The sequence below is a fragment of the Dietzia sp. DQ11-38-2 genome (assembly GCF_014145055.1).
GTDB lineage: Bacteria > Actinomycetota > Actinomycetes > Mycobacteriales > Mycobacteriaceae > Dietzia.
The window spans coordinates 1-19636 of the sequence record NZ_JAALDW010000503.1 but is presented as its reverse complement, the minus strand read 5'-3'; the positions used below and the strand labels follow the sequence as shown (position 1 = coordinate 19636).

At 69.3% G+C, this 19636-nt stretch carries 20 protein-coding genes and 1 riboswitch; of the genes, 5 read left to right on the top strand and 15 right to left on the bottom strand.

What is annotated here, in order from left to right; translation table 11 throughout:
- Positions 1 to 68: 68 nt before the first annotated feature.
- Positions 69 to 1673: a bifunctional 3-(3-hydroxy-phenyl)propionate/3-hydroxycinnamic acid hydroxylase gene (locus G6026_RS15790; protein WP_182613731.1), complete on the top strand. Its 1605-nt coding sequence runs from the start codon at positions 69 to 71 to the stop codon at positions 1671 to 1673.
- Positions 1674 to 1719: 46 nt separating this feature from the next.
- Here G6026_RS15790 and G6026_RS15785 read toward each other — a convergent pair whose 3' ends face one another.
- Complete coding sequence (locus G6026_RS15785) at positions 1720 to 2382, bottom strand: TetR/AcrR family transcriptional regulator (RefSeq protein WP_182613730.1); 663 nt, start codon at positions 2380 to 2382, stop codon at positions 1720 to 1722.
- 134 nt (positions 2383 to 2516) lie between these two features.
- On the opposite strand from G6026_RS15785, the gene G6026_RS15780 reads away from it, so the two are divergent.
- Complete coding sequence (locus tag G6026_RS15780) at positions 2517 to 3353, top strand: Emopamil-binding protein (RefSeq protein WP_182613729.1); 837 nt, start codon at positions 2517 to 2519, stop codon at positions 3351 to 3353.
- Positions 3354 to 3548: 195 nt separating this feature from the next.
- Here the strand turns inward: G6026_RS15780 and G6026_RS15775 are convergent, their stop codons facing one another.
- Both G6026_RS15775 and G6026_RS15770 read right to left on the bottom strand, forming a co-directional pair.
- Entirely contained in the window at positions 3549 to 4367 is an 819-nt protein-coding gene (locus tag G6026_RS15775; protein WP_182613728.1) for a mycofactocin-coupled SDR family oxidoreductase, read from the bottom strand.
- A 107-nt stretch (positions 4368 to 4474) separates the two neighbouring features.
- Complete coding sequence (locus G6026_RS15770; RefSeq protein ID WP_309230126.1) at positions 4475 to 5560, bottom strand: cytochrome P450; 1086 nt, start codon at positions 5558 to 5560, stop codon at positions 4475 to 4477.
- A 240-nt stretch (positions 5561 to 5800) separates the two neighbouring features.
- On the opposite strand from G6026_RS15770, the gene G6026_RS15765 reads away from it, so the two are divergent.
- Entirely contained in the window at positions 5801 to 6376 is a 576-nt protein-coding gene (locus tag G6026_RS15765; RefSeq protein WP_182613726.1) for a TetR/AcrR family transcriptional regulator, read from the top strand.
- 66 nt (positions 6377 to 6442) lie between these two features.
- On the opposite strand, the gene G6026_RS15760 is transcribed toward G6026_RS15765, so the two are convergent.
- The 6 genes from G6026_RS15760 to G6026_RS15735 form a co-directional block, all read right to left on the bottom strand.
- Positions 6443 to 7531, bottom strand: a complete 1089-nt coding sequence (locus tag G6026_RS15760; RefSeq protein ID WP_182613725.1) for an ABC transporter substrate-binding protein — start codon at positions 7529 to 7531, stop codon at positions 6443 to 6445.
- Positions 7528 to 8343 carry an ABC transporter ATP-binding protein gene (locus G6026_RS15755; protein ID WP_107756059.1) on the bottom strand — a complete coding sequence of 272 codons (816 nt, stop codon included), beginning with the start codon at positions 8341 to 8343 and terminating at the stop codon, positions 7528 to 7530. The genes G6026_RS15760 and G6026_RS15755 overlap by 4 nt, the downstream gene beginning before the upstream one ends.
- A complete protein-coding gene (locus tag G6026_RS15750) occupies positions 8340 to 9347 on the bottom strand; it encodes an iron ABC transporter permease (protein WP_182613734.1) in 1008 nt (335 codons plus the stop codon). Before G6026_RS15750 ends, G6026_RS15755 begins: the two co-directional genes overlap by 4 nt.
- 101 nt (positions 9348 to 9448) lie before the next feature.
- A complete protein-coding gene (locus G6026_RS15745; RefSeq protein ID WP_182613724.1) occupies positions 9449 to 10258 on the bottom strand; it encodes a hypothetical protein in 810 nt (269 codons plus the stop codon).
- A 39-nt stretch (positions 10259 to 10297) separates the two neighbouring features.
- A riboswitch (cobalamin riboswitch) is annotated at positions 10298 to 10487 on the bottom strand.
- 145 nt (positions 10488 to 10632) lie between these two features.
- Positions 10633 to 11559: an undecaprenyl-diphosphate phosphatase gene (locus G6026_RS15740; protein WP_182613723.1), complete on the bottom strand. Its 927-nt coding sequence runs from the start codon at positions 11557 to 11559 to the stop codon at positions 10633 to 10635.
- Positions 11560 to 11695: 136 nt separating this feature from the next.
- On the bottom strand, positions 11696 to 12307 hold the full coding sequence (locus tag G6026_RS15735) for an HNH endonuclease (protein WP_107756056.1): 612 nt from the start codon (positions 12305 to 12307) through the stop codon (positions 11696 to 11698).
- Between the two features lie 214 nt (positions 12308 to 12521).
- Here G6026_RS15735 and G6026_RS15730 point away from each other — a divergent pair, with 214 nt between their 5' ends.
- Both G6026_RS15730 and G6026_RS15725 read left to right on the top strand, forming a co-directional pair.
- Complete coding sequence (locus tag G6026_RS15730) at positions 12522 to 12917, top strand: globin (RefSeq protein WP_107758022.1); 396 nt, start codon at positions 12522 to 12524, stop codon at positions 12915 to 12917.
- Positions 12914 to 14518: a glycoside hydrolase family 13 protein gene (locus G6026_RS15725; RefSeq protein WP_309230125.1), complete on the top strand. Its 1605-nt coding sequence runs from the start codon at positions 12914 to 12916 to the stop codon at positions 14516 to 14518. Before G6026_RS15730 ends, G6026_RS15725 begins: the two co-directional genes overlap by 4 nt.
- A gap of 31 nt (positions 14519 to 14549) precedes the next feature.
- Here G6026_RS15725 and G6026_RS15720 read toward each other — a convergent pair whose 3' ends face one another.
- The 6 genes from G6026_RS15720 to ettA are packed head-to-tail and all read right to left on the bottom strand — an operon-like array spanning position 14550 to position 19491.
- Positions 14550 to 15740, bottom strand: a complete 1191-nt coding sequence (locus tag G6026_RS15720; protein ID WP_107756054.1) for a site-specific DNA-methyltransferase — start codon at positions 15738 to 15740, stop codon at positions 14550 to 14552.
- Entirely contained in the window at positions 15737 to 16420 is a 684-nt protein-coding gene (locus G6026_RS15715; RefSeq protein WP_182613732.1) for a hypothetical protein, read from the bottom strand. The genes G6026_RS15720 and G6026_RS15715 overlap by 4 nt, the downstream gene beginning before the upstream one ends.
- Before the next feature lie 2 nt (positions 16421 to 16422).
- On the bottom strand, positions 16423 to 16908 hold the full coding sequence (locus G6026_RS15710; protein WP_182613722.1) for a thioesterase family protein: 486 nt from the start codon (positions 16906 to 16908) through the stop codon (positions 16423 to 16425).
- On the bottom strand, positions 16905 to 17366 hold the full coding sequence (locus tag G6026_RS15705) for a thioesterase family protein (RefSeq protein ID WP_107756053.1): 462 nt from the start codon (positions 17364 to 17366) through the stop codon (positions 16905 to 16907). The genes G6026_RS15710 and G6026_RS15705 overlap by 4 nt, the downstream gene beginning before the upstream one ends.
- On the bottom strand, positions 17363 to 17812 hold the full coding sequence (locus tag G6026_RS15700) for a thioesterase family protein (protein WP_182613721.1): 450 nt from the start codon (positions 17810 to 17812) through the stop codon (positions 17363 to 17365). Before G6026_RS15700 ends, G6026_RS15705 begins: the two co-directional genes overlap by 4 nt.
- A gap of 5 nt (positions 17813 to 17817) precedes the next feature.
- Positions 17818 to 19491, bottom strand: a complete 1674-nt coding sequence (gene ettA / locus G6026_RS15695) for an energy-dependent translational throttle protein EttA (protein ID WP_182613720.1) — start codon at positions 19489 to 19491, stop codon at positions 17818 to 17820.
- Positions 19492 to 19636: the final 145 nt, after the last annotated feature.

The following is a 19636-nucleotide window of genomic DNA, read 5'->3' as shown; positions in this document are numbered from 1 at the left end:
CCCGCCGCCGTCGTCGGCGCCGGCGCCGCGCACGCGGCCGTCGGCGCTCTGACCCGGATGGGCGTTCGATGAGCCACGGCACCGATCCTGTCCTCATCGTCGGCGCCGGACCGAGCGGACTCACCGCGGCGGCGCTGCTGGCCGACCTCGGGGTGCCGTCGATGCTCCTCGAGCGGTGGGAGGGCATCTTCCCGCAGCCGCGTGCGGTGCACCTCGACGACGAGGTGTACCGGATCATCGCCCGACTCGGGCTCGCCCCGGAGTTCGCGGAGATCTCCCGCCCCGCCCTGGGCCTGCGTCTGGTCACGTCCTCGTTGCGGGTCATCGCCGAGTTCCCCCGCGACCCGGGCGTGGGTCCGAACGGATTCCCGGCGGCGTCCATGTTCGACCAGCCGCGGCTCGAGGCGCTCCTCCGCACCGCCGTGGCCCGGCGCGCGAACCTCATCACCCTGCGTTCCGGTGTCGAGGTGACCGGAATCGATCAGTCCGATACAGGTGTCGCGGCCTCGGCGACCGATCGTGACACGGGTGAGCCGATCACGTTCCGGGGCAGCTACCTGCTCGGTTGCGACGGCGCCGGCAGCATCACCCGCGCGTCGATCTCAGCCGGGTGGCGCGACCTCGGATTCAGCCAGCGGTGGCTCGTCATCGATGTCGAGACGTCGGCCGATCTACGCCAGTGGGACGGGGTGGCGCAGGTGTGCGACACCCACAGAGCGGCCACCTACATGCGCATCGGCGAGACCCGCTACCGGTGGGAGTTCCAGCTGCTCGAGCACGAATCCGTCGAGGACTACCGCGACCTCGACGCGGTGGTGCCGTTGCTGCGGCCCTGGCTCACAGGCGTAGAGGCCGCAGACCTCGAGTTGGTCCGTTCAGCTGAGTACACCTTCCAGGCCCGCGTAGCCCGGAGATGGCGTGACCGCCGCGTCTTCCTTCTCGGCGACGCCGCGCATCTGACGCCACCGTTCATCGGCCAGGGAATGGGAGCGGGCCTGCGTGACGCCGCGAACCTCGCCTGGAAGCTCGCCGCCGTCCTGAAGGACGGAGCGTCGTCGTCGACCCTCGACTCCTATGAGCAGGAACGCATCCCGCACTGCACCGGACTCATCCGTCTCGCGATGGCCACTGGCGCCGCGATGACCGGCGGCGGTCACGGAGGTGATGTCCTTCGCCGCACGATCGCGCCCGTCCTCGCCGCGGTTCCGCGTCTGGCGAGAAGACTGACCGACAGTACGACTCCTGCCCTCCGGCCGTCCTACTACGTCAGGCGCGGGGCGCTGGGCTCCGTCGCTCCCCCGCGGATATCGGCCCCGAGCGCCTCTGGCCTGGCCGGCCACCTCGTGCCCAACGCCGTGGTGTCCGACGACGGAGGTCGCCTCGACGACCACACGACCGGTTTCCGGGTCCTCACCGTGGACACCCCCACCCCCGAGCAGGACTTCGAGATCACACGCCGGGGCGGGACCACCGTCGCCGTCGCGCTCGACAGTCCCCTCGGAGAGTGGTTGCGCGCCCACCGCGCCCGAGCAGCGGTCGTGCGCCCCGACGCGACGGTGATGGCGGCGGGACGCTCGATCGCGGAGGTGTACACGCTGCTCCCCGCGGCGGGGTCACAGCCTCGTGGTTGCGACGCTGCTTCCCGGGGTGCTCTGGCGGGCGGGGCCACCTGAGCCCTGGGACACCCGCCCGTGACGGTGGGCCTGCCGCTGACCGTCGTCAGGCTCTGGCCTCCCGGTCCGACGCGGCAGACCTCCCCTCGAGGAGCCGTCTCACGTGCGCCCCGACCTCCGCCGCCACCTCGGCCGCCGGTTGATCGCGCCCCGATCGAACCCATTCCGTGAGGTGCACCTGCACACTCGCGATCGTGAGGCCGGCAAGCACTCGGGCACCACCAGCGGCACTGTCCGGGGACACCATTGATGCGAGATCCGCGAGCGCCTCGAACCCCATCTCCCACGCCGCCTGCTGATTCCCACGTCCGACTCCGGCGGCGTGAGCAGTCGCCCAGCTGAATCCTTCGTTGATGTGCAGATCCAGGAAACCGGGGTGCTCCGCGAAGAACGTGGCCACCGTGACCGCGGCGGCGACGAACTGCTCGACCGGCGAGTCGAGCCCGTCGATCGCTGACGTCGCCGATTCGACGAGCTCCGTCATGCGCACTGAGTTGAGCTCGTCCCAGATCTCATCCTTTCCGTCGAACGAGGCATAGACAGTGGCGAGGGAGACCTCCGCCGCCCGGGCGATGTCACTCATCTTGGTGTTGGCGAAGCCGACTTCCGCGAACCGCATCTCGGACGCGGCCATGATCTGCTGGCGATACATCTCTCGTCGGGCCTTGCGCAGGCTTCCGGACCCGGTCGGCGCGCGGTCAAGCGTCATTCCACTTCTCCATCCCTCGGTCTGACTCACTGCAAGCTGTTGCCACCGACTGTACCTACTGTTATGTTTTCCAGAATCGTGATTCTGGTAGGAGTATCCAGAATTACCAATTGCGGAAAGCGGAGGAATCGAACGTGACCACCAGAGCAGCGAACACTCAAGATCTGTCGCACGACTTCGGGCGCCCTTGGGGCACACGCCGCAAGGACATCTACATCTGGACCACGGTCGCAGCCCTCGTGATCTGTGTCGTGCCCTTCGCGGGAGTAGTCCTGCACTGGTGGGATGCGGAGCCAGCCGGCTTCATCGCGGCCGCGCTGATCTGCGGCCCGATCATCATCCCGATGGTGGTGGCGTGGTGGGACGATCCCGGCGAGACCAGGACCATGCTCGAGCGTTTCAACGAGTTCATGATCGTGTGGATCCCGATCACCGCGTCAAGTCAGGTCCTCTGGGAGATCACCTGGCTGATCGGAGACCTCCTCGGCCATATGAACCTCACCGCCGAGGACCGGTGGGGCTGGTTCTGGTACTTCTACGGAGCCGCCGACACCCGATACCTGATCAGCGACGCCGGCCTCTTCGGCATGGAGACCGTGGCGGCCATCGGCGGATGCATCCTGCTCTACAACTGGCTGCCGCTGCTGCGCACGAAGGACGATGACCGTCGACGCATCCGGATCCTGTGGTGGTGCTATTTCGCCTTCGCGATGATGACCGCGGTCATCATCATCTACTACGTCGCGGAAGCCCGGGACAGCTTCGCCAACATCGAACAGGGTTTCTGGGGCTTCGCCCTGAAGTTCGTCTTCATGAACATCCCCTGGATGGTGGCCCCCGTCGTCTCAATGCTGTTCATCCCCAAGATGATGGCAGTGCTGTACCAGCGCGTGTACACGGGATGGAGCCGCTTTCCGCAGCCGACCTCGTCGGACCCCGGGGCCCGCCAACCCAGTGCAGACGTCCATTGACATGGCCGGATTCGACGAATTGCCACACACCAGGGTCGGTGACCCCGGAGCGTGACACTCATATCCCGGAGGAGGTCCGGGCCCCAGAGCCCGGCGACTCGTGATCGTGCGGTGACGGAAGGCACCTCCCGCTCGACACGGTGCCGGCGTCTTTCCCATCGACGGTGGCCGCGACCTCAGCGGCCGGGCGGGACCTCAGAAGTACTGGGCGCCGCCGTCGATACTGATGTGCTCGGCGGTGATGAACTTCGACTCGTCCGAGGCGAGGAATGCCACGACGTTCGAGATCTCCTCGGGCTCGGCGTAGGTCTGCTCGAGGAATGTCGTGCCCATCAGGTTGAGCGGAGGGTTGGTCTCGCCCACGGCTTCCAGTTGGCTCACCATGCCCCCGCCGCCCATCGGGGTAGCCACCCCACCCGGGTGGATGCTGTTGACCCGTACGTTCTTGGGTCCGAGCTCCGCGGCGAAGGCGCGGGTCATGCCGACCAGGGCGTGCTTGGACGTGGTGTAGTGCACCATGAACGGCTGAATCTTCTTGCCCGCGTACGAGCTGGTGAGGATGACGGACCCGCCGCCTGCGGCGATCACGTGGTGGGCGGTGGCCATGATGGTGTTCCACACGCCGGTGGTGTTGATCTCGAGCGTCACCCCGAATGTCTCAGGGGTGATCGAATCCCACGCCTGCGGGATGCAGATGCCCGCGTTGGCCACCACCACATCCAGTCGTCCGAGTTCCGCCACGCCGTCGTCGACGATCCTCTTCATGCCGTCGAGATCGCGCACATCGCCGACCGACAGCAGCGCCCGGCGCCCCTGCGCCTCGACCAGACGGCGGGTCTCCTCGAGATCCTGCGGGGTGGCCTCGTCGTACGGGATCGCGTCGATGATCGGACCCGCGATATCCAGGCCGATGATGTCGGCGCCCTCTGAGGCGAGCCGAACCGCGTGCGTCCTGCCCTGGCCCCGAGCCACCCCGGTGATGAACGCGACCTTGCCCTCGAGACGTCCCGTCATGATCAGACTCCCTGTGTCGGTGTAACCCCACGGTATCCGCGACTATGCGCGCGGGTGGCGATTCGCCGTTCCGGCATGCGTGCGCGTGGGAATCACGGCGACCGTCGTCACACGGTTATCCGGAGCGAACGTAGCCGTCGGACCAACATGCTCGGTTGCCACGATGCGGTGTCCGTGTGGATGTGGAGGTCTGGCGCATGGTCGAGAAGCAGGTCGAGCGCCGCCCGGGATTCGAGGCGGGCGAGCGCGGCTCCCACGCAGAAGTGGATGCCGCGGCCGAAGCTCAGGTGCGAGGCGTCGTCGCGGGTGGGGTCGAAACGGTCGGGTTCGGCGAAGTGGTTCGGGTCACGGTTGGCGCTGCCCCACAGGAGGAACAGGTGTGCGCCCGCCCTTATCGTGACCCCTCCGAGCTCGGTGTCCCTGACCACGTGTCGGTAGTGGCCCACGAAGGGTGCGTCCAGGCGGAGAACCTCCTCGGTGAACGCGTCGCGCGAGGCAGGGTCGGACCTCAGACGCTCGAGATGTTCAGGGTGCTGTCCGAGGCGCGAGGCCAGTGACCCCAGGTGGCCTACGGTCGATTCGATTCCCGCCACGATGAGCTGGAGCAGGACCTGGATCGCGACGTCGTGCGGGAGGCTGCCGTCCTCGACCAGGCGCGCGAGGTCGCCGATCACCGCGCCGGGGCGAGCGCCGCGCGCCCGATGCAGTTCGTCATCGAGGAATGCCATGAACTGCCCCACGACGCCGACCGCCGAGTCGAGCTCTTCCCGGGCCACCACCCCGTCGAGGATCGCGGTGCTCGCGAACGCCCAGTCCAGTAGGTCATCGCTGAGTTCCTGACGGACTCCGATGAGTTCGGCGATGACCGCCGCCGGAAGTCGTTCGGCGACGTCGCTCACCCAATCGATGCCGTTGTCGTAGCGCTGGGTCCACAGCCGACGGAGGGTGGAGGTGACAAAAGGGGCCCACGAACGAAGCGTCCGTGGGGTCAAAGACGGCAGAACGAGCGTGCGGTGGATCCGGTGCACCTCACCGTCCGCGGTGGCCAGGGCGTGCACCGGAGATCCCAACTCGGCGACGGGAAACTCGGAGATTCCTCCGGACTCGTCGATCACCATCGTGGCGGTGAGGTTGGACGAGAAGTCCTCGGCCCGGGCCGCGACCTCGGCGACCAGGTCCCACGATCGCACCACGTGAAAACTCGACCCACCCAGGCGCTCGATGGCCGGCCCGGGGTGCCCCGGCCGAAGCGATGGCGGCACTTCTCGCGTCGTGGTCATAGCCGACAGAGTGGCGCAGGAAACGCCGCGTGGTCGAGGCCCTGACCGAGATCGGAGACACCCGCGCACGCCGAGGTCCGTGGTCCGTCTCATCCCCGGCCCCCTGCCGGGAGAAAGCCGAAACAGTCGCACGAATCTGTCTCACACTGAGATATGGCTACTGATTGGTTGCTCGACGACTCACGGGACCGGGCTGCACGTGACCGCCTCATAGCGGTTGCCGCGGAACTCATCGCGGAGGCGGGGATCGACAGGTTCGACGTCACGGAACTCGCGCGGCGCGCGCACTGCTCGAGGGCGACGGTGTATCGACACGTCGGCGGACGCACTGTGATCATCGAGGAGGTCCTCCGCCGCGCCTCCGGCTCCATCGTTGCTGCTGTGGAGGACCACGTCAGAGGCCTCACGGGGCGCCGCCGTGCCATCACCGCGTTGACCGTGGCTCTGGCTGCCGCTCGCCACGACCGAATCGCCTCGCAGTTCCTGCCCGCTGTCGGCAGAAGCGCAGAGTTTCACGCACTGTTGGAGTCGACCACGGTGATCACGACGGCGATTGACCTGATCGGCCTCGGCTCCCCCGACAGCGGACGCGCACAGCTGGCGGTCCGGGTCTTCCTCACGCTCCTGCTGTGGCCACCCGGTTCTGGCGAAGAGCGCCAGATCGACCTCCTCGCGGACCTCGTCTCGGGAACGGCCCCGGAGCGGGCTGACGGGGCCGTGACCGGGTGATACGCGCTCGTCGGCCCACCGGGAGCCGAGGGTGACCTCCTCTCCATCAGGTGGTCATCTGCCGGTTCAGAGCCAGTCGTTGCCCCCGAGTCCGAGCTCGGACACGTCCAGCCCGGGGGTCAGGCCCGTGTGGGGTGCGAGCCCGTGCTTCTCCAGGACTGCGCGGATCGTCTCGGCCGCGTCGACGTTGAGGGGGCTCGACACCCACATGCCGTAGGGGAGGTTGACGAAGCGGTTCTCGCGTACGGCTTTGAGACCACGGCTGGCGGGGTGAGCCTTGAGCGCGGCGATCTTGTCCTCCACGGTCTGCTCGCCGTACTCGACGAACGCGATCACATCCGGATCCTCGGCAGCGAGGCGTTCCCAGCTGATGCTGGTCCAGGTGTCGGCGACGTCCTCGGTGGCATTTCGCGCCCCCGCCGCGTCGATGATCCCCTGTGGACCGCCGAACGAGCCGGACGACAGGATGGTGTCACTCGTGCTGTCGACCAGGAACACCGTCGGTGCGTCCTGCGGGGCGGGAAGGGCGCGAAGAGCATCCACCCGCTCGGCCACCTCGTCCGCGGCTGCTGCGCCCGCGTCGGCGTTCCCGGTGATGATGCCGATGTTGCGGAGGTCGGTGTCGAGCGCGTCCCACGGGTCCATGGTCCCGCGCTGGGCTTCGCCCTCGGTCTGGCGGCACGCCTCCGTGAGCTGATAGACCCCGATATCGTGTCCGGCGAGGATCTCCGGGGTCAGTCCTCGTGACTCGGAGAACCCGTAGTTCCACCCGGCGAAGACGACGTCGGGTTGCGCCGCGACCACGTTCTCCAGGGTCGGACCCTGTTCGGTGACCTCGTTGAGTCCATCGATCTGGTCGCCGTACGCCAACCGCAGCAGGTCCTCGTCCTTGGACGCCGCGGCCACCGCGGTGATCTGGTCGCGGGCACCGGCGGCCAGCGCGATCGAGATGATGCCCGGGTCATACGCGAACAGTTCGTCCACCGTCTCGGGGTAGGTGACCTCTTCCCCGCAGTTGACCACGGTGACCTCGCCCCCGGGACCGCCGCCGCCGGGTGCGGCGGCGTCGGGTGCGGCGGCGTCGGAACCGCAGGCGGAGAGGAGCGCCAGCGTCACCGCCAGGACGGGTCCTGCGGTGATGATCGGACGTGTCATGGGTAGGTCCTGCCTTCTGTAGTGGTGGCGACCGCGTCTCCGAGGAGGAGGTGGGGTCGGCCGGTGCGGGGGTGGGCGACGATGTAGCCGTGGACGCCGAAGACCTCGTCGAGGAGCTCGGCGGTGAATGTCTCGACGGGCGGCCCGTACGCGACGATGCCGCCGTCATCGACGACGGCGACCGCATCGAAGTACCGCAGGACCAGGTCGAGGTCGTGGATGGCGGCCACGACGGTGGAACGCAGCGTCTCGAGCGCGTCCATCAATCGCAGCCGCCAGGCGGCGTCGAGGTGGTTGGTGGGTTCGTCGAGCATGAGCATCGGGGTGCGCTGGGCCAGAGTCCGCGCGAGCACCACCCGGTGGCGTTCACCGCCGGAGAGTCTCGTACAGGACTGGTCGCCACGCCCGGCCAGGCCCACCGTCCGCAGCGCCTGCTCGACGATGTCCTGCTCGCCTTCCTCCCCCAACGCCCATGGCGTGCGATGCGGAGTCCGTCCGAGGGCCACGGCCTCCGACAGGGTGAGTTCAGCCGAGGGCGCCTCCTCCTGACCCTGAACCGCGATCAGCCGTGCCCGCTGCCGGGACCGCATCCTGTGCACGTCGACCCCGTCCACGGTCACCGAACCCGAGACCGGGGCGTCCAGACCCGCCAGCACCCTGAGCAGTGTCGATTTTCCCGCGCCGTTCGGACCGACCAGCGCGAGCCGCGATCCGGACGGCACCTCGAGATGAACGCCGGAGACGACGATCCGCCTGCCCCTCGCACAGGACAAGTCGTCCGCGACCAGGCGCACGGCGCCCGCCCCCGTCACGAGGCGCTCCCGAACGTGTAGGCGCGGCGTCCCATGAGCAGCAGGAAGATCGGCGCACCGATGATCCCTGTGACGATTCCGAGCGGCATCTCCTGGGGGGCGGCGATCACCCGGGATACTACGTCCACCCACACCAGGAACAGTGCTCCCCCAGCCGCAGCGACGGGCAGCATCGCGCGATGCGTGGCACCCACGACGAGGCGGGCGGCGTGGGGGATGATCAAACCCACGAATCCGACGCCCCCGGCCACGGCCACGAGAACCCCCACCAGCAGGCCCTGCGCGACGAACAGCCCGATCCGGAGCGCGCGCACCGGCACCCCGAGCGAGGCCGCCGTGTCGGACCCGGTCGCGTACGCGTCGAGCCACGAGTGCAGGAGCAGCCCGCTCACCAGAGCCACCGCGACGACTCCGGCCGCGAGGGGCACCTTGGACCACGTCGCCCCGGCGACGCTGCCGAGCATCCAGTGCATGACCGTCTCGGCCGCCCGCGAGTCTGTGGCCACGAAGACCATGAACGACGACACCGCGGTGAACGCCGCCGACAACACGACTCCGGCGAGAATCAGCCGCAGCGCGGTGAGCCCACCCGTGGCGCTCGCGACCGCATAGACGAGCACGGTCGCTCCCAACGCGCCGAGCAACGCCCCCCCGGACAGCGCCCACACGCCGAGACCGCCGAAGACGCCGAGCGTGATCACCGCGGTGGCACCCACCGCGGCCCCCGCCGATACCCCGAGGAGGTACGGGTCGGCCAGGGGATTGCGTACGAGGGTCTGCATCGCAGCTCCGGCGAGCGCGAGACCCGCACCCACCACCGCGGCGAGCACCGACCGGGGAAGCCGCAGGTCGAGGATGATGATGGAGTGCGCACGCTCGGCCTCGCCGCCGGTGATCGCCGCCCATACCGTCCGCCACACGTCGCCGACCGGGATGTGCTCGGCACCGAAGGCGACCGAGCTGACCACGCTGATGGCCGTCAGGGCGGTGAGCACGATCGCCAGTGGGACAGGCGGGAGCCTGCGGGCTGTACGGAACGAGGCCGAGCCCGCGTCGGTGACAGGCCGCGACCGACGGCTCGGACGAACGCCCACCCCGAGGCCCGTCATCGGGTGCTCTTCCCTGGGACGCCTCCACGGTCCCGCCGCAACTGTTGCTCTTGCCGGTGCCGTTGCCGCGAACGCCGCTGCGCCTCGGGGACCCGGGGACACGAGTCACACTCGGACCTCTGCGCTCCCAACCGGATGAGACAGCACGAATGCCGGTCGTGCACCAACGCGGGCGTGCCACCCAAGCGGATCATCGTCACCAGCGGTCGATCGGAGAACGCGCCGGTGACGACGTCGGCGTCCGTCTCGACCGCGCGTCGCCGTGGACCCCCCACGGTCCGGTATGCGGCCCCGAATGCGCCAGCGCACGAGGCCGCGATTCCCCCGAGAGCGGCCCTGCGTGTGACGGTGCCGGCGTCCACGCACGCATCCACCAGGGGATCGACGTGACTCCGGATGCTGTCGACCAGTGCGCCGGGGTCCTGCTCGCGACCGAGAACCGGAGTGTCGGGCAGCGACACCTGGAGTGTCGCGCCGGCGCGGTCGATCAGTGCCCACCAGCGGCCCTGGCCCGGATGCAGGAGTGTCCCGTCCGCACACCACGCCGCCACCATGAGGCCGAGAGCCCGGCCGGCGTAGTGCTGGAGCGAGCACAGTAGCCCGGGCGCCGCGTGCGGGGTCCCCAGACTGTGGGAGTATCGCCGACCGAGCTCCTGCCATGTCGCGGGTTCGCAGAGCTCGGTGACGCTCCGCCAGTCCGGGTCGCCGGGGTCGGGTCGAGATCGATGAGGGACGGGCGATGCCTCGAGCGCCCGCTCGGCCAGGGCGCTGATCCCCATGCCGACGGGCCCATACGTGGAGTACACGGGTGGCCTTGTCTCTTCGGAACCTGTGCGCGAGGTTCGCTCGGATGTCGCGGAACCGACAGGTATTCGGACTCGGGATCAGCCCTCCCCGACGCCTTCCCGGAACGAATTCCAGTGGCATCCTGTCGGTTCGGTACCCCACACCGCTGCGCGCCAGTCCCGGAATCTCACCGGGTTCCCTGGCATCCGATCGTCCCCGTCAAGGGAAGCCGGATGCGGTCGGTTCCACTGTGGACGATAACAGACGGGCTGGTCAGGACGCCCGGGGGCCGCGCGATCACGGGTCTGGGGTCGAGCGGCCCGGGTGCTGCCGTGGGGTGCTGCCCTGCGCGTGGGCTCCCCACGGACTTGACCCCCGGCAGTCGCACCGGAGCTCACTGGTGGTGAAGGGCGACCTGATCCTGATCGAGCGGCAGTTGATCCACCGGCGGGGCGTCACCGAAGTCCGGCTGGGTGACCAGGACGAACAGCGCCAGGGCCACCACGTACACCGCGAAGACCCGGAAATGCCCGCGATAGAGCAGCCGTAGCACCAACCACAGCGCTCCCGCACCGACGACGGCGGCCACCACGAATCCCAGCACGTAGTCCTGCCACCCGAGCGAGAGCCCGCCGTCGAAGGCGGCGGGATCGAGCAGGCTCAGCGACTGCACGCCGGTGGCGGCGAGGATGGTGGGTATGGCGACGAAGAAGCTGAACTGCGCTGCCAGTGGCCGGTGCATGCCCAGCGCCAGGGCCGCGGCGATGGTCAGCCCTGACCGGCTCAGGCCGGGGAAGAGCGCCGCCGCCTGGGCGACACCGATCACCACGGCGACCAGCACTGTCATCTGGGTGGCCCCGCGCCAGGTCGTCTTGACCGAGTCCGACCACCAGAGCACGACGCCGGTGATCAGCAGCATCAGCGCCACAGCCCACGGCGTGACGAAGACGTCGGTGCCGTAGGCGCGGATGACCAGCCCCAGGACCCCGGTGATCGCCGTGGTCAGCAGGCCCAGCAGCGCGAGCCGCAGATGGATCAGGTGACGCAGCGTGCGCCTGCGACGCCACAGCCCCAGTTCGCGCCAGATGCCGTTGAGCAGGCGCGTGAGCGGTCGCCACATCACCACGACGACGGAGACCATCGTGCCGAGGTGCACCACCAGGTTGTAGAGGATCATCTCCGGGGTGTCCGGCGCGGGCAGAGGCGACCCCTCGGCCGCCAGCCATTGCTGCGCCAGCACCAGGTGGCTGGACGAGCTCACCGGGATGAACATGAAGAGTCCCTGGATCGCTCCCAGGAGGACCGATTCCCACAGACTCATCGAGCGTGGTGCTCCGCCGTCGTTCCGACCGACCGGGCCCCGTTGGGCGCATTATCGGCAGTGGGCGGAGAAACAGGCATACCTCACACCGTAACCACCTCGGCGGTCGTGCCCGCGGACACGTGCCGGATGGCCCTCAGGCGGCGTCGAGGTACAGGTAGTCCTCCCAGTACGGGCCGATCTCGCGCAGTTGGGACACGAGCCGCCACGTCCGGCCCCTCGGTGCCACCAGCGGAACCCGGAGCTCCCATCCCAGCTCGGAGAGGAGCTTGTCCGCTTTGCGGTGGTTGCAGGGCGCGCAGGAGGCCACACAGTTCTCCCATTCGTGTGCGCCCCCGCGGCTGCGCGGGATCACGTGGTCGATGGTGGTCGCGCGCGCGTTGCAATACCCGCACCGGTGGGAGTCGCGGTGCATCAGGGCGGCCCGCGTCATGGGCACCTGCGCACGGTACGGGATGCGGACGTACTCGCGGAGCATGATCACCGAGGGCACGCGGACGGCCGTGTCGACCGATCGGACCAGGATCTCGTCCGGGTGGTCATGGACCACCACCGCTTTGCCGCCGAGCAGCATCACCACGGCGCGACGAGCGGGAAGGGCTGTGAGGGCCTCGTAACCGGCATTGAGCAGGAGGACCCGCGGCGCGGCGGTCAGCGGGACGTGCGGGTCGGGGACGCGTTCGAGTCGAACGGGGGCTCGTGACCCCGGTTGTCGGTACTCCGAATTCTCGCGCACGGCTGTGCCCATGGTCGGTCTCCACTCATCTGCCCGTGCCCAGTCCACCATCAGCGACCGGGTCCGTAGTGAACCTCGCCTGCAACGATGATGCACCCTCGATGAACACTTCGTGTGCTATCGCCGCGCACAGGTCAGCCGCCTCGCCCGCGTCGCCCCCGGCGACCGGGGCCGACGGGTGGTGGGATCGGTCCCCCTGGCGGATCCCACGGGCATGATGGGGGGCATGAGCGGCACTACCTTCTACGACGAGATCGGCGGCGCGGAGACCTTCCGGGCGCTGGTCCACGAGTTCTACCTGCGGGTCGCGGACGACCCGGTGCTGCGGCCGCTGTATCCGGAGGAGGACCTGGGTCCGGCCGAGGACCGCATGCGGATGTTCCTGGAGCAGTACTGGGGCGGCCCCACCACCTACTCCGAGCAGCGCGGCCACCCCCGACTCCGGATGCGCCACAACCCGTTCCGTGTCGACCGGGCGGCGCATGACGCCTGGCTCACCCACATGCTCGCCGCGGTGGACACGATCGACCGCGAGACCCTGGACGACGAGCACCGGGCGGCGATGGTCGAGTACTTCACCCGCGCCGCCGCCATGATGGTCAACACCCCGGAGGGCATGTGACGTCGCCGGCCCACTCCACGCGGCCCTGGGAGGACATGGTCCTCTACCAGATCTACCCGCGCTCCTTCGCCGACGCCGACGGGGACGGCTACGGCGACCTACAGGGGGTGATCGACCACGTCGGCTACCTGGAACTGCTGGGAGTGGACGGGGTGTGGCTGTCCCCCATCATGAGGTCCCCCGGCGCCGACCACGGTTATGACGTCTCGGACCCGCGGGACGTCGACCCCCTGTTCGGTGACGTCGAGACGCTGCGGCGACTGGTGGAGGCGCTGCACGCCGCGCAGATGGTCCTGATCATGGACCTGGTGCCCAATCACACGAGCGTCGAACACGCGTGGTTCGCGGCGGCGGTGGGGGCCGGCCCGGGCAGTCCGGAACGCGAGCGCTACTTCTTCCGCGACGGCCTCGGTGACGACGGCTCCAGGCCGCCCAACAACTGGCCCTCGGTGTTCGGTGGGCCGGCCTGGACGCGCATCACCGAACCGGACGGGACGCCCGGGCAGTGGTACCTGCACCTCTTCGCGCCCGAGCAGCCGGACCTGGACTGGTCGCACCCCGACGTGGGCGACGACCTCGAGCAGACCCTGCGCTTCTGGCTCGACCTGGGGGTCGACGGGTTCCGGATCGACGTGGCGCACGGTCTGGCCAAACCGGACGACCTGGCCGACCTGCCTGACGACGTGGAGATCGCCCAACTCGTCGTCGACGAGCGCGACGCGCGATGGGACCGGCCCGGCGTCCACGATGTCCACCGGCGGATCCGTGCGGTCGTCGACGAGTACCCGGGCGCGGCGACCTTCGGAGAGGTGTGGGTGGGCCCGGCCGACCGGTTCGCCCGGTACCTGCGCCCCGACGAACTACATTTCGCGTTCCACTTCCCGCTCACCGGCGCGCCCTTCGAGGCCGGCGCGGTGCGCGAGGCCATCGAGGCGACGCTCGAGGCCTCCCGGATCGCCGACTCCGCCCCCACCTGGGCGTTGTCCAACCACGACGTCGTGCGCGAGGTGACCCGATACGGCAACGGCGCCCTCGGCATCGCCCGGGCCCGGGCGATGCTGCTGGTGGAACTGGCCCTGCCGGGGATCTCCTTCATCTACGAGGGGTCCGAACTGGGGCTGCCGAGCGACTTCTCGATCCCCCACGACCGGTTGACCGACCCCACCTGGGAACGCAGCGGTCACGCGGAGATGGGGCGGGACCACTGCCGCGTCCCCCTGCCGTGGGAGGGCACCCGGCCTCCCTACGGTTTCTCGACCGCCGATCGGACCTGGCTCCCCATGCCGGGCGACTGGGGCCCACTGACAGTGGAGGCCCAGCTCGAGGACCCGGACTCCACCCTGTCGTTGTATCGGGCCGCCATCGAGACCCGGCGGACCTTGCGGGGCCCGAGCACAGCGGCGGTCGAGTGGTACGGCGCGCCGTCCGGGTGCCTGGCGTTCCGCCGCGACGACGGGGTGGTGTGTGCGCTCAACGCCTCAGAGCGATCGGTACCGCTCCCCGAGGGCGAGGTCATCCTCGCCTCCGGACCCCTCGACTCGCACACCCGGGCAGGTGAGATCCTGCCGCCGGACACCGTGGTGTGGCTACGACCCCGCTAGTGGACGAGAACCGGGACGGAAACCGGCTCGGTCACGCCCCGCCGACTCGCAACCGCGGCAGGATCACGTCGCGGACCGTGTCCGGGTTGCGCTCCACCACCACCCAGCGACGGCCCAGGTCGCGGGCCGCCACGGCGGTGGTCCCGGAGCCGGCGAACAGGTCCACCACCAGGTCGTCCGCCTCGGACGCCAGCTCCACGATCCGCCGCATCAGCGCCTCGGGCTTGGGGGTACGGAAACCGTCGACCCCCGCGCTGCGCAGTTCCGCGCGCGCTGTGTCGGTGGACCCGACCTCCTGGGACAGCCAGACGGTCCTGAGCTTCTTGATGCGGCCCGCCTCGTGCCGGTCGCGCTGGTACACGTCGACCCGTGGCCCGGCCCGGCCCCGCACCGTCCGACACACCAGCTCGTCGCCGCGCTCCCCCGCCCGCTCGCGCGACCAGCGCCAGACGGCCGGGCTGAGATCTCCGAACACCGGGAGGATCTCGGTGAGCCCGGGCGCGGGGTCCACGGAGACCTCGCCGGTCTCCGGGTCGCCGTAGAGCGGGTAGGTCATGGTGGGCGTCGTGCGCGGGTTGAATCTCTTGTTGGTGTTGCGCAGGGGTAGCAACCGGTAGGCGACCCCGTCCTCGGCGGTGTGCGGGAAGTCGGAGGGGTCCACCGCCGAGGCCACCCCGCCGGACAGGCGGACGCGTTCGGGGTCCCGCGCGTACACCATGAGTCGGTCGTGGGAGCCGGCGAAGAACCTGTCGAGCTGACGCCCCTTGGGGTTGCTCTCCACGGTGAGGTCGGCGATGAAGGCGTCCGGGCCGAACACCTCGTCGAGCACGCAGCGGACGCGGTGGGCCTCGGCGTCGTCGAGGTGTACCCACACGGTGCCGGTGTCCGCGAGGAGCTCGCGGGACACCACCAGTCGGCGCTCGATGTATCCCAGCCAGCGATGGCGGGGCATGTTGTCGTGGTACCCGTCGAAGCTGCCGCCGCGGTTGTAGGGCGGGTCGAGATACACCAGCTGCGCCGCGCGTGTGGCCTGCAGACCGAGACCGTCCAGCACGTCACCGACCTCGGCGATCCTGCCCCCGTCACCGCAGAGGACGACCCCGGTGACCTGTCCGCCGGCATCAGGGAACGCCTCGGCGAGCTCGGGCACCGGCCCGTGTTCTCCCGGGATCTCGGGCTCGCCCCTCCCGGGCCACGAGACCGAGAACCCCGGGGGCGTCATCGCGGTTCGAGGGTCAGTGCGTCGGTCCTGCGGTAGGCCGTGCCGTAGCGGGCATCCAGGCGTAGCCACGCGCCGCGTTCACTCACCCTCACCGGTTCGCCCTCCGGTGCGCGGCCGGCCCGCTCGGGGACGAAGCCGCACATCACCATGGAGAACACCGTCCGCATGTCCACCGCCACGGGGCTGTCGGTGTCCGCGCGGACGGTGAGCACGTCCTGGTCCAGCAAGGAGGGCGGCAGACCGGCCGGCCCCGCGCTCTCCCGGGCCGCATCGCGCCCGGACTCGGTGAGATCGAGCAGCACCTGCGCGGGGATCGCCTCGACCATCTGGAACCCGTCGGTGGGCGGGAGCAGCCCCTGCCACGAGGAGGTGAGGGGCATCCCGGGATCGACGCGTCCCTCGGCGTCGCCGCGCGGCAGGAGATCGAACTCGGTGAGCAGGTGGTCGGCTCCACACACCACGTCGCCCCGCGGGCAGTGCCCACCGACCGCGCGGACCACCAGGGCGCCGAAGGGCGTCCGGGACCACACGCGCATCCTGCCGTCGTCACCGCTGGTCAACCGCACCACCGCCGCCTCGTCGAGCCGCAGCAGTCGGCGCAGGAGGGTCCGCAGGTCGTCCCTGTCGGCGGGGTCGGGGACCGCGATCGCCTCGCCCCCTCCATCGCCGCGCACCGGCATGGTCACGCCGGATCTCCGTGACGGAACTGCATCAGATGCTCCCGCTCGTCCCGGGTGAACCGGCGCGGCCGCTGGGTGGCGAGGTCGAACGCCGCGATCGTGGACGTGCACTCCACCGCCGGGGGCGCCGAGTCCGGGGTCGCGCGCCCGCGGACCTCGTGACGGGCGACGAACATGGCCGCGCCGACCTTCTCGCACCACATGCGGACCCGGATCGGGCCGTCAGCGCGGGTGACCTGACCGCGGTATCTCACGGCGAGCTCGGTCATCACGGCGCCGGCGGTGAGCGTCGCGGTGGGGATGCCCTCCTCGAAGAGCCACGGGATCCGGGCCTCTTCGAGGAGCGTGATCATCCGCGCGTGGTTGACGTGATGGTAGAGGTCCTGGTCCGACCAGCGGACGGGCAGCGCCGCGGTGAACACGCGGCGTCCCGGCTCACCCGAGATTCCGAGGGGTCCCCCGGCCTCGTAGACGAGCTGTTCGGTCACTCCGAGGGCCTCTCGTCGGTGATCGCCGCCCGCTGGTGCGCTGCCTCGAGGACGTGTCGCACCCCTGTCGGTATCTCCACGGCCGTAGAGGTCGACGCGTCGTAGGCGACCATCACCACGCGCAGCGCGCAGCAGATCTCCCCCGCGGCGTCGAAGATCGTCTGCCGGATCTGGTACGAGGTGGTCCCGACGTGTTCGACCTCGATCTCGACGTCCACAGACGTCGAGTCCCGCAGGACCGGGCGGAGGTGGTCGATCTCGACCCGGCGGACGACCTGCGGCAGGTTGCCCAGCCCGAACGGCCCGAACCGGCTGCGGACGAACAGGATCCGGGCCTCCTGTGCGTACTCGATGTACTTGACGTTGTTGACGTGCCCGAACTGGTCGAAGTCCGCCCACCGCACCTGCAGGGTGCAACGGAACGTCCCCCGGTCCGGGGTCTGATCACCGGGACTCATCTCGCCTCCTCGCTCCCGCCGAGCAACGCCGCGCGCTCCTCGGGACTGATCTCGAGTGTCGTGGTCTCGTCCGGCGCCGTCACCACCAGGACGGTGTCGACGACCGCACACGGTTCCGGGCCCGTGGAGTCCGAACCGATCGAGGTCCTCATGGTGAAGGACGTGCGCCCGACCCGCAGGACCTCCACGTCGACCCAGACGCTCGTGGCGCCGTACCCGATGACGCGGCGGAAGTCGATCTCCATCCACCGTGCCAGCGCGATCGGCACCCGCGACCCGGGCACGCCGAACCTGTCCCGGAACCACATCAGTCTGGCGTCCTGGGAGAACTCCTGGAACCGCACATTGTTGACGTGTTGTCCCACGAAGTCCGCGATGCGAAGAGGGATGTGGACCCGGTGGACCTCGCCGGAGGTCCGCGTCTCGGGCGCGGCGTGCGATCCCATCTGCGTCAGTCCCGGGTGAGCTTGCGGTGGGTGACCCGGTGCGGGCGGGCGGCGTCCGGGCCGAGGCGGTCGATCTTGTTCTGCTCGTAGCCCTCGAAGTTGCCCTCGAACCAATACCACTGCCCCTCTGCGACGTTCCCCTCCCACGCGAGGATGTGGGTACAGGTGCGGTCGAGGAACCAGCGGTCGTGCGAGATCACCACGGCGCAGCCGGGGAAGTCCTCGAGGGCGTTCTCGAGGCTGCCCAGGGTCTCGGTGTCCAGGTCGTTGGTCGGCTCGTCCAGCAGGATCAGGTTGCCGCCGACCTTGAGGGTCAGGGCCAGGTTCAATCGGTTGCGCTCACCGCCCGAGAGCACGCCGGCCTTCTTCTGCTGGTCCGGGCCCTTGAAGCCGAAGGCGCTCACGTAAGCGCGCGAGGGCATCTCGTTCTGCCCGACCTCGATGAAGTCGTTGCCCTCCGACACGACCTCCCACACGGACTTCTCGGGGTCGATGTTCGCGCGGGACTGGTCGACGTAACTCAGCTTGACCGTGTCTCCCACCCGGACGGAACCGGCGTCCGGCTCCTCGAGTCCGACGATCGTCTTGAACAGGGTGGTCTTACCCACGCCGTTGGGGCCGATCACGCCGACGATGCCGTTACGCGGCAGCGTGAACGACAGATCCTTGATCAGCACGCGGTCGTCGAAGCCCTTCCGGAGATTGTCGACCTCGACCACCACGTTGCCCAGCCGCGGCGGGGTGGGGATCTGGATCTCCTCGAAGTCCAGCTTGCGGTGCTTCTCGGCCTCCGCCGCCATCTCCTCGTACTTGGCCAGACGCGCCTTGGACTTGGACTGGCGGGCCTTGGCGCCGGAGCGGACCCACTCGAGTTCGGCCTTGAGACGCTTCTGCAGCTTCTGGTCCTTCTTGCCCTGCACCTCGAGGCGCTCGGCCTTCTTCTCCAGATAGGTGGAGTAGTTGCCCTCGTAGGGGTGCAGCTTGCCGCGGTCGACCTCACAGATCCACTGCGCCACGTGGTCGAGGAAGTAACGGTCGTGGGTGACGGCCAGGACGGCGCCCGGGTAGGCGGCCAGGTGCTGCTCCAACCACAGCACCGACTCGGCGTCGAGGTGGTTGGTGGGCTCGTCCAGCAGGAGCAGATCGGGCTTGCTCAGCAGCAGCTTGCACAGCGCGACGCGGCGCATCTCACCACCGGACAGGTGGGTGACGGGAGAGTCGCCCGGCGGGCAGCGCAGCGCGTCCATGGCCTGCTCGATCTGGGAATCCACGTCCCAGGCGTCCACCGCGTCGAGCTGCTCCTGCAGCCGCCCCATCTCCTCCATGAGCTCGTCGGTGTAATCGGTGGCCATCTCCTCGGCCACCGCGTTGTACCGGCGGAGCTGCACCATGGTCTCGCCGAGGCCGTCCTCGACGTTCTCCTTGACGGTCTTGCTCTCGTCGAGCACCGGCTCCTGCATGAGGATGCCGACGCTGGCCTCGGGGTCGAGGAACGCCTCGCCGTTGGAGGGCTGATCCAGGCCGGCCATGATCTTGAGGATCGAGGACTTACCCGCGCCGTTGGGGCCCACGACGCCGATCTTCGCACCGGGGTAGAAGGACATCGTCACGTCGTCGAGGATCACCTTGTCCCCGTGCGCCTTGCGGACCTTCTTCATGGTGTAGATAAACTCGGCCATTCTACCCTCTCACCTGCGGAAATAATTCACCTCGCCGCAGCCGGGCCGCGGGCACGACCCCATGTTACGTGCCCGCCCGCAGCCCCGGTGAGCCCGGCGGAGGGGCTACCCGCGGCCGCTCGGGTTCAGATCCGGCCGGCCCCCG

Excerpts from the sequence above, each read along its gene's own strand:
- G6026_RS15700 (WP_182613721.1), bottom strand. The coding sequence starts at position 17,812 with ATGGGATCGCACGCCGCGCCCGAGACGCGGACCTCCGGCGAGGTCCAC.
- G6026_RS15705 (WP_107756053.1), bottom strand. The coding sequence starts at position 17,366 with ATGAGTCCCGGTGATCAGACCCCGGACCGGGGGACGTTCCGTTGCACC.
- ettA (WP_182613720.1), bottom strand. The coding sequence starts at position 19,491 with ATGGCCGAGTTTATCTACACCATGAAGAAGGTCCGCAAGGCGCACGGG.
- G6026_RS15765 (WP_182613726.1), top strand. The coding sequence starts at position 5,801 with ATGGCTACTGATTGGTTGCTCGACGACTCACGGGACCGGGCTGCACGT.
- G6026_RS15715 (WP_182613732.1), bottom strand. The coding sequence starts at position 16,420 with ATGCCGGTGCGCGGCGATGGAGGGGGCGAGGCGATCGCGGTCCCCGAC.
- G6026_RS15740 (WP_182613723.1), bottom strand. The coding sequence starts at position 11,559 with ATGAGTCTGTGGGAATCGGTCCTCCTGGGAGCGATCCAGGGACTCTTC.
- G6026_RS15775 (WP_182613728.1), bottom strand. The coding sequence starts at position 4,367 with ATGACGGGACGTCTCGAGGGCAAGGTCGCGTTCATCACCGGGGTGGCT.
- G6026_RS15790 (WP_182613731.1), top strand. The coding sequence starts at position 69 with ATGAGCCACGGCACCGATCCTGTCCTCATCGTCGGCGCCGGACCGAGC.
- G6026_RS15730 (WP_107758022.1), top strand. The coding sequence starts at position 12,522 with ATGAGCGGCACTACCTTCTACGACGAGATCGGCGGCGCGGAGACCTTC.
- G6026_RS15760 (WP_182613725.1), bottom strand. The coding sequence starts at position 7,531 with ATGACACGTCCGATCATCACCGCAGGACCCGTCCTGGCGGTGACGCTG.
- G6026_RS15720 (WP_107756054.1), bottom strand. The coding sequence starts at position 15,740 with ATGACGCCCCCGGGGTTCTCGGTCTCGTGGCCCGGGAGGGGCGAGCCC.
- G6026_RS15735 (WP_107756056.1), bottom strand. The coding sequence starts at position 12,307 with ATGGGCACAGCCGTGCGCGAGAATTCGGAGTACCGACAACCGGGGTCA.
- G6026_RS15785 (WP_182613730.1), bottom strand. The coding sequence starts at position 2,382 with ATGACGCTTGACCGCGCGCCGACCGGGTCCGGAAGCCTGCGCAAGGCC.